General features: G+C 57.6%; 11 protein-coding genes. 5 read left to right on the plus strand and 6 right to left on the minus strand.

From position 1 onward, the window contains the following. The first annotated feature begins 702 nt into the window (after positions 1–702). The gene (pgm, locus tag Q0K00_RS00455; RefSeq protein WP_297226591.1) at positions 703–2349 is read left to right on the plus strand and encodes a phosphoglucomutase (alpha-D-glucose-1,6-bisphosphate-dependent); all 1647 of its coding nucleotides are present in this window, start codon (positions 703–705) and stop codon (positions 2347–2349) included. A gap of 555 nt (positions 2350–2904) precedes the next feature. On the opposite strand, the gene Q0K00_RS00460 is transcribed toward pgm, so the two are convergent. Continuing rightward, complete coding sequence (locus Q0K00_RS00460; protein WP_297226592.1) at positions 2905–3624, minus strand: pseudouridine synthase; 720 nt, start codon at positions 3622–3624, stop codon at positions 2905–2907. 1327 nt (positions 3625–4951) lie between these two features. Between Q0K00_RS00460 and Q0K00_RS00465 the strand changes: the two genes are divergently transcribed. From Q0K00_RS00465 to Q0K00_RS00475, 3 genes are all read left to right on the plus strand, one after another. Further along, positions 4952–5485, plus strand: a complete 534-nt coding sequence (locus Q0K00_RS00465; protein ID WP_297226593.1) for a hypothetical protein — start codon at positions 4952–4954, stop codon at positions 5483–5485. A gap of 225 nt (positions 5486–5710) precedes the next feature. Further along, complete coding sequence (rpmB, locus tag Q0K00_RS00470; RefSeq protein WP_297226594.1) at positions 5711–5926, plus strand: 50S ribosomal protein L28; 216 nt, start codon at positions 5711–5713, stop codon at positions 5924–5926. A 49-nt stretch (positions 5927–5975) separates the two neighbouring features. Next, positions 5976–6950: a rhomboid family intramembrane serine protease gene (locus Q0K00_RS00475; RefSeq protein ID WP_297226595.1), complete on the plus strand. Its 975-nt coding sequence runs from the start codon at positions 5976–5978 to the stop codon at positions 6948–6950. 94 nt (positions 6951–7044) lie between these two features. On the opposite strand, the gene Q0K00_RS00480 is transcribed toward Q0K00_RS00475, so the two are convergent. The 4 genes from Q0K00_RS00480 to ybgF all read right to left on the minus strand — a co-directional run bounded on the left by Q0K00_RS00480 (position 7045) and on the right by ybgF (position 12100). Continuing rightward, positions 7045–7962, minus strand: coding sequence for a manganese-dependent inorganic pyrophosphatase (locus Q0K00_RS00480; RefSeq protein ID WP_297226596.1), 918 nt, complete (start codon positions 7960–7962; stop codon positions 7045–7047). Between the two features lie 491 nt (positions 7963–8453). Continuing rightward, a complete protein-coding gene (locus Q0K00_RS00485) occupies positions 8454–9407 on the minus strand; it encodes a tyrosine recombinase XerC (RefSeq protein ID WP_297226605.1) in 954 nt (317 codons plus the stop codon). A gap of 137 nt (positions 9408–9544) precedes the next feature. Further along, entirely contained in the window at positions 9545–10786 is a 1242-nt protein-coding gene (gene dprA, locus Q0K00_RS00490; RefSeq protein ID WP_297226597.1) for a DNA-processing protein DprA, read from the minus strand. 141 nt (positions 10787–10927) lie between these two features. Further along, on the minus strand, positions 10928–12100 hold the full coding sequence (gene ybgF, locus Q0K00_RS00495; protein WP_297226598.1) for a tol-pal system protein YbgF: 1173 nt from the start codon (positions 12098–12100) through the stop codon (positions 10928–10930). A gap of 287 nt (positions 12101–12387) precedes the next feature. Here ybgF and Q0K00_RS00500 point away from each other — a divergent pair, with 287 nt between their 5' ends. Next, a complete protein-coding gene (locus Q0K00_RS00500; RefSeq protein ID WP_297226599.1) occupies positions 12388–13341 on the plus strand; it encodes a hypothetical protein in 954 nt (317 codons plus the stop codon). 407 nt (positions 13342–13748) lie between these two features. On the opposite strand, the gene Q0K00_RS00505 is transcribed toward Q0K00_RS00500, so the two are convergent. Then, positions 13749–14099, minus strand: a 351-nt coding sequence (locus tag Q0K00_RS00505; RefSeq protein WP_297226600.1) for a tetratricopeptide repeat protein, incomplete at its 5' end; no start/stop codon positions are given.

Raw genomic sequence — 14099 nt, forward strand, 5'->3', positions numbered from 1 at the left:
ATCCATACGGGGAAGATCCCCCGGACAGAATACCGGCCGCCTCTCCGCCTACGTACCAGCCTCCCAACGACGTCCATCCGCGATCTTGCTGCCCATACAGCGTTTTCCTCACCTGTCCCCCTTGAAAGGGGGCAACCTTTTACGTTAGGGCCTAGCAATACAAATTTTACAAATAATTTCAATAAATAAACAAACCGTTCACGCTCCTTTTTTCTTTGGGGCGGGACGACTCGCATCCTTGACTCTTCACCCGGTAAAAGCGTGCTGGGAAAGAGATGGAGACTTGTGGGGAAGGGGGAACACCTCCCCGAAAGCGGCCCGCAAGGGCGCGCCCGTTAGGCGACGCAGGAGCCTAACGGGCATCGCCAGTAGAGCGAGGGCTTCCCCTTCCCCCAAGCAAACAACAAATAGTGTTCGGCGGCACAGCGCCGCCCGGCCCAAACCGAGCGGAAAAACCGCGTTTTTTCAACGAAACGACAGGCCGTATGGTTTGGAACGAGGAGCGTTTCAAACTGAAAAAGCTCTGAAAGGCAGTCTTGTCGTAGTTAGGGCGTCCTCCACAGGATCACCTCACGACATCTCCCGTAAAGAGCACAACTCTCTGCCGCAAGGTTGTCTGCCGGCCACGCTCCACCAAATGCCGATAGTTGCGTCCGGCAAAAGGGCAGGCTATACTGGCAAATGACGCAAAAGGAGGAGATTATGTCCCTGCATCCCCACGCCGGGCAACTGCCCACGCCTGACATGCTGACTGACGTGCCCTCGCTGGTCAGCGCCTATTACACCGATTTTCCCAGTCCGGCCGAGGCGTCCCAGCGCGTCAGCTTCGGGACATCGGGGCACAGGGGATCTTCCCTTGACCTGAGTTTCAACGAGGAGCACATCTACGCCATCACGCAGGCTGTCTGCGATTACCGGGCCAGCCACGGCATCAAGGGACCGCTCTTTCTCGGCGGAGACAGTCATGCGCTTTCCCAGCCCGCTTTCCGTTCGGCGCTGGAAGTGCTGGTCGCCAATGACGTTCATGTCTTCATTGCGCCGGATGGGGAGTATACCGCTACTCCGGTCATTTCCCACGCCATCCTGAGTTGGAATGCCGGCAACGCGGGCAGCGCCCAGGCGGACGGCATCATCATCACGCCGTCACACAACCCTCCGCGTGACGGCGGCTTCAAGTACAATCCGCCGCATGGCGGCCCGGCGGAAACCGCGGTCACCCGCTGGATAGAGCGCCGGGCCAACGAACATCTGGAAGCCAGCAACCGAGCCGTCCAGATCATGCACTATCGAGCGGCCCGGCAGTCTTCGCGGGTAAAAGTCTACGACTTCACGGCCCGTTATGTGGATGATCTTGCCGACGTGCTGGACATGCCGGCCATTGCCGCTTCAGGACTTTCTTTAGGCGTGGATCCGCTGGGTGGCGCGAGCCTGCCCCTGTGGGAGCCCATTGCCCATAAGTATGGTATCGCATTGAGCGTGGTCAATCAGGAGGTGGACCCGTCCTTTCGCTTCGTTCCTTGCGATAAGGACGGAAAGATCCGCATGGATTGTTCCTCCCCCTACGCCATGAGTCGCCTGCTGTCGCTGCGCGACCGTTTCGACTTGGCTTTTGCCTGTGACCCTGACGCGGATCGCCACGGTATCGTGACGCATGAAGAGCTCATGAACCCCAATCACTTCCTGGCAGCGACATGCTGGTATCTCTTCCGGACGCGTACACAGTGGAGCAAGGGAAGCGGCATCGGCAAAACGCTGGTGACAAGCGCCATGCTGGACAGGGTAGGGGAGGAGCTCCAACGACCGGTGGTGGAAGTGCCTGTAGGCTTTAAATGGTTTGTCCCCTATCTGCACAGCGGACGCTGTGCTCTGGGCTGCGAGGAAAGTGCCGGTGCGTCCTTCCTCACTCATGACGGCAGACCGTGGAGTACGGACAAGGACGGCCCGCTTCTTTGCCTGCTGGCAGCGGAAATGATGGCCAAGGAAGGTAAATCCCCGTCAGCCGTCTACGCCGGGCTGACAGAACGGCACGGCGCTCCCTGTTATCAACGGCTGGATGCCCCGGCGGACACCAAGGTACGCAACGTCCTCAAAGGATTGACCGTGGAGCAGGTCGATATGCAGGAGCTGGCAGGCGAACGGGTGGAAAGCGTCATCACCCATGCGCCGGGCAATGAGGCTCCCATCGGCGGCATCAAGGTCATGGCCCGAAGTGGCTGGTTTGCTGTGCGCCCGTCTGGTACGGAACCCATTTGCAAGGTCTATACGGAAAGCTTTGCGGGTGAAGAACACCTGCGCCACCTGCAAAAAGACGCCATTGACCTGCTGGATCGTTTGCTCCAGCAGGCTTGACCTTGAGCTACACCACAGAAACGTCTTTTAAAAAGGCGGGAAGGGACCTTCTTGCATACGGAAGAAGGAGCCCTTCTCGCCATGTTTTTTTCGCTCCGCAGAATGTCCGCCCAGCGAAAAACATTTTCCGTTTTCCTTGTGTTCCCTCGGGGATTCCACCAAGAAACGACTTAGGGCTGACACTACTCACTGCTTATTTGAGGTGAAAGGGAACCCCCTCGCTGCGCGTCCCATGCCCGTAAGGCTCCTGCATCTAACGGGCATGACCTGAGGCTGCCCGTTGGGGACGCTTGCCAGTGCGGGAGCGGGTTTCCCCCCTTTCCCCCGCTCATCATCCCTTTCCCCCACAGCGCGCCTTTACCAGAGGAAACGACAGGGCACGAGGCCCCCCGCCGCAAAAAGGCAAACGAAACGTCTTGGGCCGCCAATTTCCCCCTTATTGCAAAACAGCCTGCAAAAACGAGATCCTTTCCCGTTTCCACGGCGGACATCGCCTTGTAGCCTATGCCGCCGTGGAGTCGTCAACCTCTGATGAGGAAAAGAAAAGGGCACTCGCTACCGCAAGCCCACAGCATGACGCAATTGCGCCAGCTCGACATCTTCCAGCTGGCGGAACTGTCCTGCCCCAAGCTTGCCCAGCTGCAAGGGACCAATGGCGACCCTCCGCAGGCGTAAAATCGTCAACCCCAGATCCCGGCACATCCGCCGAATTTGCCGGTTGACTCCCTGGCGCAGCGTCATCCGCAAGAGCGTGCAGCCGGAAGCCGTACTACGAGCCGTCACCTCCACAGGAAGCAGCTCCTCACCTTCCGCCAGCTGCATCCCCGATCGCATACACTGCAAAGCCTTCTGCGTTACCACATTACGCACAAGCACCTCATAGTGTTTGGGCAGATGGTGACGCGGATGCATGAGACGCTGCGCCAGCCTTCCGTCATTCGTCAGCAGGATGAGCCCTTCAGAAAAATAGTCCAGCCGTCCCACAGGAAACAACCGTATCCCCGGATACTCACGCGCCACAAGAGAAAGCACGGTCTGCCGCCCTTGCGGATCAGCAGCTGTACTAACCACTTGGACCGGTTTGTGCAGCATGAGGTAGAGCATCCGCTGCGACCTTGCAAGCGGCCTGCCGTCAACGCTCACTCTGTCATCCAGAGAGATGCGCCGCCCGGCCTGCGTCTCCACCTCACCATTGACGGAGACGCGTCCGGCAAAAATCAGCTCATCCGCCTTGCGCCGTGAACAGCATCCGGCCTCAGCGATCACCTTGTTCAACCGGCGTTCGGGAATGGCCGCGTCGTCACCCGCAGGCGTGGGGGAACAAGAGGAGCGGCGAGCAGGACGCCGCCAGGCACGAAGCTCTTCCTGCGCAGCCTGTCGCCAGACCGATGGAAGAGGGCGGGGGGCGGCATCTTCAGAATAAAATGATTGCCTGATCCCTTCTTGCTCAGCGGCAGAGCAGGGCAGGGCGACAGGAAGAGCGCTGCCTTCCACCGAAGAAGAGGCGACAGAAGAGGCATCTTCACGCGCCCGCCGAGCTTGTCGCTGCCATTGTCCAGCAACAATGGCCAGTGGATGGGGAGCCTCCTCCCCCCTTGCCGGCTTCCTTCTCGTGAATTTATTCACATTCATTTCAACATCATCATTCCATGCCTTATGGGCATAATTCATCCTATGAGACATATCAAGAAGAGAAGGCGGCTTCCTGATGTTTTTCGAATGTGGCCTTATCATGCCTGTCGGACAGCCTCCCATAGGGCGCTGTCGTTGCGCGCAATCAGCCGGGATAGCAGCCTCAGACTGACAGCCAGCTGAACCTTCGATCGGACAAAAAGGCGCGGGACAGGATAATGAGGCCATATCTTCATGACAAGGCCCGGACGACTCGGACACGGCCTTGTTGACACGCGGTAGTGTCCGGCGGCGTACCGCACGACGCAGCAAACGAGACCCCATATGTTTATTCCTCATCACAGCAAGCATGACGCAGCTCAATAGGTATAAGACAAGAGCCAATCGTCATGACAGGTTGTGCCCCAACTTGGCGCGACAGGTCAAGGAAGGGAGAGGATGATCGCTGCAGGTAAAAACGCCAACATATTGAAATAAAACGATTTTTATCGACGAAAGTTTACATAATTATCATTATGGGACAATAATTCATTATACTGGAAGCACACAGGGAAACACCCCTCTCATTGCCATTTCTAGGCCCATTTCAACGCGCCCCTCCAACCGAACTCAAGCAACCATCACAAGCTGAACGCTACCAACAAAAATGCCCATCGAGGCAATGAATCATTTCATTTTTGAACCAGCATGACATCCCTACCATTTCCCGCATCATCAGGACACTTTTCCACATTTTACAGTACAAACAAAACTACAAATCAGGCCAGACAGTTTTTCAGTACGGTTCGTCCCGTACTATTTTTCTGCGCGGACACCTAGGCCTCGCCTTTGATTCACTTTTGAATCGAGCGTTCTTTACATTGACATGCCTGCCTGCGCTTTCTAGTATCCTTTCGACTTCACACGTTTTCAGGTGGCCCGAGTACGAGCCACATATGTTTTTTCGCGTCAGTAACTTTCTGGATCCCGCATGGTAACCAGCAGTATCCCCCTTCCGTCATTATCCCCGCAGCGCCACAAGGCCTTGCGAAATTTGCACCCCTTGTACAAACGCCTTTCAGGCGAAAGCGTCTGGGGTTTTCTTGAAGACCTCGGCTTGGATGAAGCACGTTGCGAGCTCTTCATGGACGCTTTTTTTCGGCAGATGGATCATATCCTTTCCTGCATGGAAGCGTTGAAGGAACGGCCGCATCTGTCGGGCCGTATCACGGGAAATGCCGAAGCCTGTTGTCCATGCTGCGCAGCCTGCACGGGGCGCCTGTTGCGGCCCGACCTCGATCCAACCGATATCGATTCGTTGCCGCCTTTCGGCATTGGCTGCCCGCTATGGATCCAACTTGAAGAAAACAGCACTGCTCCAGCGATCGTCACAGCCATTCCTCAATCTAAAAAGGAACATTCCGTACTCTGTGCCGGACTGGCGGCGGATCCCACGGGCGGGCTCCAACGATTTCTGGAGGCTGTCCGCCAGCTTCCCTCACCTTCTGGATCGGATACTGCGTAAGCCCCTGCCACTTACGAGCGACGAGCACCCTTCTTCATGATTTTTTTCACAATCGGCCGTTAGCGAAAGAAAAAATGGCGAACTGAAAAAATCTCCTTGCTTTTTTTTTCGTCTTCCCCTATATACACGCCTTGCAAGGTCATGGTATTCCCGTTGCGCCATGACTCCGACGGCAAGACCCGATAGTTTTGTAACATCAGTTTTTCTGTATATACGGAGGATACCATGAGCAAAGAATGCGCTTTCTGCGGCAAGAAGCCTCAGGTCGGCAATCTTGTGAGCCATTCCAACATCAAGACCAAACGTCGCTTCAATCCGAACCTCCAGCGTGTGCGCCACCAGTTTGCCGACGGTACCGTCTGCACCCTTTCCGTCTGCACTCGCTGCATTCGTTCCGGCGTGGTCACCAAGCCTGCCGCCAGCAAGAAGGCCGACGCCTAAGCGTTGACGTTCGCCATGCATACCCCGGCAGCAATGCCGGGGTTTTTTTATGTCTCCTTCATATCGTCCCGCTGCCGTGCGCTCGTATCAGCGTCTCCGCCGCTATCGCCTGCGTCGACGCCCTCCCGCTGTCCCGGCGTTCTGGTGCCGCCTTACCCCGCCCGCAGGCTTTACCGATTATCTACAGAAACGCGACTGGGAACTCCTCTTCAGCGCGCGCAATATCCCCTACCGCTTCGACAAATTTGCCGGGCGGGAACACCTGTACACGCCACCGTTGTATGTGGACATCGCTCGGTACGAACTGGAAGCCCTAACGCAGGAAACGAAAAAACCGCCGGTCTCTTCTCCTGTGCCGCCGACGTATGCGCATACGGGCTGGACCGCCCTGCTGCCTCTCACTCTCGTGCTCTGGCATGGTTGGCGGGAAGGTTGGTGGCGTTGCCCTTTCCCCTGGCCGGATGTTTCCCGCTGGTGCCGTCTGGGAGAACTCGACAGCGTCCGCATCGCCGTACATGACGAGTACTACCGCTTCATCACTGCCCTGACCCTGCATCAGGACGCCCCCCACCTCTGGGGCAATATCCTCTTCAGCCTGATTTTCCTGCCGATGTTGGCACGTGCCGCCGGTACGGGCCATGCATTGCTGATCTGTCTACTGGGCGGGGGGATAGGCAATGTGACCAATTACCTTTTTCGCCAGCACGCCTTCATCAGTCTGGGCTTTTCCACGGCACTCTTTGCGGCGCTCGGCGCCCTGAGCGGCATCGCGACGCTTTACCAGCCCAAGAAGGCGCTTATTCCACTAGCTGCGGGCATGGCTCTTGTCTCCATGCTGGGAACAGGCGGCGAAGATGTGGATTACCTCGCCCATTGCTGCGGCTTTGGGGCAGGCTTTTTGCTTGGCGTACTGAAAGGTTGGCAAAGTCGTTTCGCACCGACGCGGCAACTACCTCAAGCCGTTGCTTTGCTGCTGGCCTTGCTGTTGCCTCTTCTTGCCTGGTGGGCAGCATTTCGCGCTTGATAAGATAATGAAAAACCTCCCGCAAGCAGCAGGAGGTTTTTGCTAACTCAGACTTCCGGCAAAGCTCACCACGATCTACTGGAGAGCCCCTTGGTTACTTGAAAGCTTTTTCGAAATTGGGCACGACCTGCTTTTTACGGCTCATGACGCCATCCAGCCAGACCGTATCGCCGGACAAGCTTACGCCAAAGGCCTTTTCCACCACAGAAGGATCATCGGAAGCCAGCAGCAGTTCCGAGCCTTCCTTCATGATGTCGGTCAGCAGCAGGAACACGCTGTGCCGCCCGTCAGCCTTGATGCGGGCAATCTCCTGCTTGAGTCCATCCTTGACGCCATCCAGCAGGGACAAGTCCACCACTTCCAGCTGCCCGATGCCGACCTTCTTGCCGTTCATGTCAAAGTCCTTGAAATCACGGAAGACGAGGTCCTGCATACTGGCGCCGTCCACGGCGCTCTTGACGCGGAACATTTCCATGCCCAGCGCCATGATATCCTCCACTCCGGCAATGGCGGCCAGCTTTGCCACGGCTTTCTTGTCCGCCTCCGTACAGGTAGGCGATTTGAACATGACGGTATCGGAAAGGATGGCGCACAGCATACCGCCGGCAATGCTGCGGGGGATTTCGACCCCGTAAAATTCGTACATATTGGTAAGCACAGTATTGGTGCAACCCACAGGCCAGATCCATGCTTCAAGAGGAAGGGACGTAGTGATGTCGCCCAACTTGTGGTGGTCCACGATGCCCATGACCGTGGCGCTGTCCATCCCCTTAGGGGCTTGCCCCAGATCGGAATAATCCACGAGATACAGATCCCGACCGGTGACGTCCTCCACGATCTGCGGCGCCGTCAGCCCGAAACGCTCCAGAACAAAGGCCGTCTCCGGCGCGGGCTTGCCCTGCGCGGCGGGAACAACGTCAAATCCCCGCTTGGCATACAGGTCGGCGGCGGCAATGGCTGAAATGATGCTGTCGGTATCGGGATGCAGATGACCAAGAACGTAGGCGGACATGGTAACTCCTTGCAACGCTCCCCGTGGAGAGCGGTGATATGTGACTTTTCCGGGCAATGCGTATCACCCGTCCCACGTCTTTGCAATATTTTGACGCGGATTGCAAATCCTCCAGCCGGGCGGCGGCATCATCCCTGCCTTGCAGAATCCAGACGCGACGACTAAACGCCGTTAGGCTCAGGACTCATTACGTTTTTTTTAAGGGGGAAAAGAGAAACTCCTTTGCTTTGCTGTCGATGCCTGTAAGGCTCCTTTGTCGCCTAACAGGCACGGCCCTGCGGGCCGCCCTTTGGGTCGCTGCTCGCGGCAAAAAGGGGGTTCTTCCCCCTCTCCCCCATCTTCCCCAAAACCCGCTACTTGGGTAAGAGTGATTGGAAACGAAATACCTCATGTTATAAAAATGAGTATTTATTTGGCAGTAAGTTATAAAAACATCTCCATCAAGGCATATTGCCTGATAATGAGTCCTGTCCCTAGCATCATCACTTCCCCTACTGCCTGTTGTCCGTCTTCCGAGATTCGGCAGGTGGCGTGTCCGCCACGGCGTCCGGAGCGGCCTTGGGATGCGCTGCGTCATACACTCGCATCAGATGCTCAAGGCTGACCTGCGTATAACGCTGTGTTGTGGTCAGACGCCGATGCCCCAGCAACTCCTGCACGCTGCGCAGATCAGCGCCGCCGTCCAGCAAATGAGTAGCAAAAGAATGGCGCAGCGCATGAGGAGAAAAATGTTTCGACACTCCTGCCAGACTGCCCAGACGATCCATACTGCGCACGGCTTCCCGCCGTTGCATCCGCCTGCCGCCCCGCATCCCTACAAAAAGCGCCGCCTCTCCTTCCGCCGCCAGCAAGGTCCGGTCATCCAGCCATTCCCGTAATGCCGGCACGCAACTGTCGGACAAGGGGGCCATACGTTCGCGATTCCCCTTGCCGAGGACACGCACTACACCTGCTGCCAACTGCACATCATCCACATTCAGGCCCAGAGCCTCGGAAATACGCAGGCCCGAACCATAGAGAAGCTCAGCCAAAGCCTTGTCCCGCGAATGCCGCAGAGGATCGTCGTCAGTACCGCTATCGGCGTCCAACACGGAAAAGATCTCATCGACATTGAGCACACGCGGTTGATGGACCTCCTGCCGGGGGTTGCGTACGGCCTTTGCCGGGTTTTCCCTCACGTGCCCCATGCGCAAGCCATATTGAAAAAAACTACGCAAAGCGGCCAGCTTGCGCGACATGGAGGACCTGGCTTCTCCCCGGCGGAAGAGTTCGGCCAGAAAAGCCTGTACGTCTCTTCTCCCAGCGGAATAAATCCTTTCCGGCGATCCCCCCTGCTCCGCAAGGAATGCCATGAACTGCCGTAGGTCGGTCAGATAAGCGCGCACCGTTGCCGCAGACAGTCCGCGCTGCGCCTCCAGCCAAAGATGATAGGGAGCCAGCAACATTTCAATCTGCTGTTCCGGCAATGCGGGACATCCCGACCTGCCGACGGAGGTTTTCCGTCCCTCATCTGCCGAAACCAGGCAGTTCGATCCTTCCAACTGAGGAAGACGTTCACCTCGCCGCCCCCGGCGCGTGCTCTTCATGGCGTCACCTCATAACGTGCACCGGGGAGACGCCGTATCCGCCCGGAAAGTTCCAGTTGCAGCAGCAACGAAGGCAGAGTTGACGGACGCACATGCAGGCCCGACGCAAGCTCATCCACATGGAGCGGCCCCTGCCGCAATAAACGCAAAATCTCGGCAGGCTTATCCTCAACGACAGATGATGGTGGTTGCCCGGAAGCTCTCGTGCTGCCTGTTGCCGCATCTTCGACTCCAGAGGCCGGGGAGCAGGAAGAACCATACGACGGCGTCATCGCGGCATGGTGCGCGTAAGCTGCCTTATCCCGCATATGGTCTGGCGCAGTCTCCATCTCGACCGTGCCGACACATTCTTCTCCAGAAGAAGATGCGAGGGGCTCTCCGGTCGTAGCTCTCAGCAAGACCTGCTCGTCCAAGGCAGACTGCTCGATCCCGTATGGCCGCAGCCGGTCGATAAGATCACGTAAAATATCTTCGGCGGAAAAGACAGGTCGCGCTCCCTGACGGATCAGCTCCTGTGCGCCGCAGCAATGTTCGTCCAAAGCTGGACCTGGGACGGCATATACTTCCCTGTTCTGTTCAAGCGCCGTACGGGCCGTGATCAGACTACCGGATCGCGTCGCCGCTTCCACCACGAGTATCCCCAGAGAAAGTCCGCTGATGATACGATTACGAATGGGAAAATTCTCAGGCAGTGGAGGCGTGCCCGGAGCAAACTCAGACAGGAGAAGGCCGCCCTCCTCCACCATCCGTGAGAAAAGGCCGATATTTCGTTGCGGATAGACCCTGTCGATGCCTGTTCCCAACACCCCGATGCTGCGACCTACCTCATGCAGGGCAGCACCGTGCGCACTGGCATCGATCCCTTGCGCCATCCCCGAAACGATGCTGATGCCGCACGCGGAAAGACAGCGAGCCATGTGAGCAGCGACCCGGAGCCCCTGCTCCGAAGCCTTGCGTGCGCCGACCACCGCAATTCCGGGCGCGCGTAACAGGCTTATATCGCCACGACAGTACAGAAGGATGGGGGCGTCCGGCAAGGAGCGGAGACAGGCGGGATACAAAGGATCGCTCCATAGGAGGATACCGGTGGACAGGCGTCGCACCGCATCCCATTCTCTTCTGGCCGTCACTCGCCACGACCCGGACGCCATCTCAGCGGCAACGGGAGAATGCATCCCTGTTGTCCGCCACTGGTCAAGCTGTTGCAATGCTTGATAGGCCGTGCCGAAACGCTTCAAAAGCGTAGCCTGCGTCCTCGGGCCGATCCCCCGGCAATGACGCAAGGCGAGGCTGGCCCAAAATTCCTTGCGGCCAGCCTCGTCTAAATCCTGCCACTGAGGGCAGCGCACTATGGCATGTTGTGACAATGTACGCTCAAATCAGCGGCCGATCCCGCTGGAACGGATCTTGCTCGCGGCTTCCGACTTGGGGAAGAGAGCAAGCACCTGCTGATACTGCTGGCGCGCTCCCTGCTGATCCCCCAGGCGGCTCATGGTCATGCCGGCCTTGAGCATGGCATCAGCACTCTTGTGGTGCGCGGGGTAACGGCTGCTGACGGACTGGAACTGTCCCAGCGCCTCCTGCAACTTGCCTTGCGAATACAGCGCTTCACCGATCCAGTATTCAGCATTGGGCGCAAGCTTGCCTTGCGGATACTGCTGCAGGAACTGACGAAAACGCTGGATGCCTTCTTCCGTGCGACCGCTGCGTACCACCTGCAGGGCAGCCTGATATTCGGCATTTTCCGTCCGAGGGGAAGACGAAATGGCCGGGGCAGACGTCGCGGAAGGATAAGGCTGGGGCTGCACAGCCGGGATCGGAGCGGCAGGCGCGCCCTGCGCAGGCTGCGGCGCACCGCTCATGCTGGGCAACTGGGGCACCGGCACCGTTGCGTCGCCTCTGCGAGAGGCGGGCGTACCGGGCGTCACTGACGCAGGCGAAGGCGCAGGTTGCCGGACCTCAGGCGCAGTAGCCGGAGCGGGAGCCGGAGTCGCCGGGGCCGGAGACGTGGCAGGCAGCGTGGCGGGAGCCATAGCAGGCGGCATACCGAGCGCGGAAGCGTCCGCGGGTTCTTGCGCCTTGGCGGCAGCGGGCGCTGCAGCCGGGGCAGCGGGAGCTCGCCGCTGCGCAGCAGGCCGACGCGCCGTTCCCCCACCGGGGAAGGGAGCGGGCTTGCTGGCAGGATTGATGACTCGCGAAGCAGGAGCTTCCTGCTTGGCGGCCTTGGCCTGCTGGGCGGGAGCCGCCGGAGCGGCGGCGGGAGCACCGGGCTCTCCTCCAGGATTGCGCAACTCGCTCGGGGTGGGATTGTACACCGGGACAGCCACCATGGACGTTTTTCCACCGCGACGGGTGCGCACTTCATAGGTCGTCTCACTCAATGTGGTGAGCCGCCGATCAAGAGAGTCCACACGCTGCGCGAGTTGGGAAATCCGCTGCGAATTTTCCAGTACGCCGGTCCGATTCTCCACTGTGGCCTCTTCCAACTGGCGGTACCCGCAACCGCTGGAAAGGACAAGACATGCCAAAGACAGGGCTGTCAATTTATTCATTTTTCCCCTCACTCCTCTTCAACAGGAAAAATTCAAAACTTCAAGCTTTACTTTAAGAAACCTCTGCCCAATGAGGCGTTCTTCCAGTAATAAATAAAGAAATTTCGCCACCAAGGCAAGCCTTTACCCCCGGGTCGCGCCATTTTCCAGAAAAAAATTCGACAATTTCTTTATTTTTTTGACAAGGCCATGTCTGCCTCTTGCGACAATACGTTTTTTCAGGCACAAACCTTCTGTACTCTTGTACTGATCCACTTTCCTTTCACGCTATGAGTAAAGGCGGTCGTATGCAGGCTTTCCTTGCCGATAATCCTGTTTTGCAAAATATCCTGGATATCGCAGCCATCATCATTCCGCTGTCGATGCTCTTTGCCTTCTGCGGCACCTGTATCCTGACGGTATCCGGCGAGGTCCTCAGCCTGAGACGGCGGCGCAGCTTTTACGGAAAATGCGCCATGCAGCTATCCATGCTGGGGCAGGGACTGGGCTGGACGCTGCTGGTGGGCGGTCGCGTCTGGCTCTATTTCCTTGAACAGGATATCCCCAGGGGGAGCCTGCTGATCACGATCCATGAAGTCAGCTGGATGGTGCTCGGCCTCTCGGTCATCTTCAGCTGCATTTATTTTCTGTTATGGAAGGCGCTGGCGCAGTATCCCGGCATCCATATAGGTGTAGGTGTGATCAGCGCCTTGCAAGGCGCTCTTGCCCTGCTGCTCGTTCTTGCCTGTCTACGCATTGCGGCTGTGACCAATCTGCCGCATGATGAAGAGACCACCATTACGCTGCTGGAAGTATTACAGCCCGTATGGGGAACGGATTACGCAACCAGCCTTTGCTATATCCCCTTCCTCTTGCTCGCCATGCCGGCCGCCTTTGGCTGCGTCTGGCTGCTGCTGCGCCGCAAGAAGGACGACTATGGCCGCGATCACTACAATATAGTACTTCCCTGGTGTGCCGGCTGGGCACGCAATGCGTGGGGCATCATCTGGCTGTTGCTGCTCGTTGCCAGCGGCTTGGAAACGTATCGTTTACTGCAGGGGTCAATACTGAAAACAGGCGATGCCGTAACGGCCGGGATCCGCGTATTGCTTTGGCTTGTCCCGGTCCTGCTCTGGGCCATGACGACTCGCAGTGAGACCCCGCTGCGCCATAAGGTCGGCCTGAGCATCAGCCTGTTACTGAGCTGCCTGTTCATGTTGCCCTTTTTCATGGGCCTGAGCAGCTGGACGCCGCTCCCTTAGAGATTGAAGAGGATGGATAGCCGGAGCACCGGGTGTCCTCCCCTGTTTGCCGCCAGTACACGATGCTGGCGGCTTTTTTATTTGTGCAATATGATTGCCATGTTATCGCAGCATGACCAGACGACGGCTGAAGATCGTAAAATATTTTCAGTTTGAAACGCCTCGCGTTTCAAACCGTACGGTTCGGCGTTTCGCGAAAAAAAGCGTTTTTCCCGCTCACTTTCGGCCGGACGACGCTGTGCTGCCGCCTCGCGTTTTGCCTCCTTCCTCAAAGGAAAAACGCTCAAGGTTGGCCATCCTCGATGGAGAACGCTCTCAAAAAGAACACATCTCGCAGCAAAAGACCCCGGCCAGTTTTTGCGGCCGGGGTCTTACTCTTACGATACAGAAAAATGCGAACCAGCGCCTTAAATAGCGCCGCCATTTTCCGCTGATTTCAGCTGAGCCAGCAAAGTTTTTGCCGGTTCATAGTCAGGATCGAGCTCAAGGGCGATCTCCGCAGCCTGCTTGGCCTTATCCTTACTATAACCAAGGGACAGCACCTGCGCCATATTGTAGGCCACAACAGGCGATGTGCGGGGAAGACTGGAATTGAGGCCCAGAGCCTTGAGCATGAAACGATTGGCGTTTTCATACTCCTTGCCTTCGGCGTGCGCCATGGCAATATTGTAATAAAGCTCACTGGAATTGGGAGCGATCTGCAGCGCGCGCTTGTATTCCACGATGGCGTCAAGCCACCTCCCCTGCTTGCGCAGGCA

The sequence above is a fragment of the uncultured Desulfovibrio sp. genome (genome assembly GCF_944327235.1).
In the GTDB taxonomy this organism is placed as follows: Bacteria; Desulfobacterota; Desulfovibrionia; order Desulfovibrionales; family Desulfovibrionaceae; genus Desulfovibrio.

Bases quoted from the DNA above. Each gene is read 5' to 3' on its own strand.
- rpmB (WP_297226594.1), top strand. From the start codon at position 5,711: ATGAGCAAAGAATGCGCTTTCTGCGGCAAGAAGCCTCAGGTCGGCAAT.
- Q0K00_RS00465 (WP_297226593.1), top strand. From the start codon at position 4,952: ATGGTAACCAGCAGTATCCCCCTTCCGTCATTATCCCCGCAGCGCCAC.
- ybgF (WP_297226598.1), bottom strand. From the start codon at position 12,100: ATGAATAAATTGACAGCCCTGTCTTTGGCATGTCTTGTCCTTTCCAGC.
- Q0K00_RS00475 (WP_297226595.1), top strand. From the start codon at position 5,976: ATGTCTCCTTCATATCGTCCCGCTGCCGTGCGCTCGTATCAGCGTCTC.
- Q0K00_RS00480 (WP_297226596.1), bottom strand. From the start codon at position 7,962: ATGTCCGCCTACGTTCTTGGTCATCTGCATCCCGATACCGACAGCATC.
- Q0K00_RS00500 (WP_297226599.1), top strand. From the start codon at position 12,388: ATGCAGGCTTTCCTTGCCGATAATCCTGTTTTGCAAAATATCCTGGAT.
- pgm (WP_297226591.1), top strand. From the start codon at position 703: ATGTCCCTGCATCCCCACGCCGGGCAACTGCCCACGCCTGACATGCTG.
- Q0K00_RS00485 (WP_297226605.1), bottom strand. From the start codon at position 9,407: ATGTTGCTGGCTCCCTATCATCTTTGGCTGGAGGCGCAGCGCGGACTG.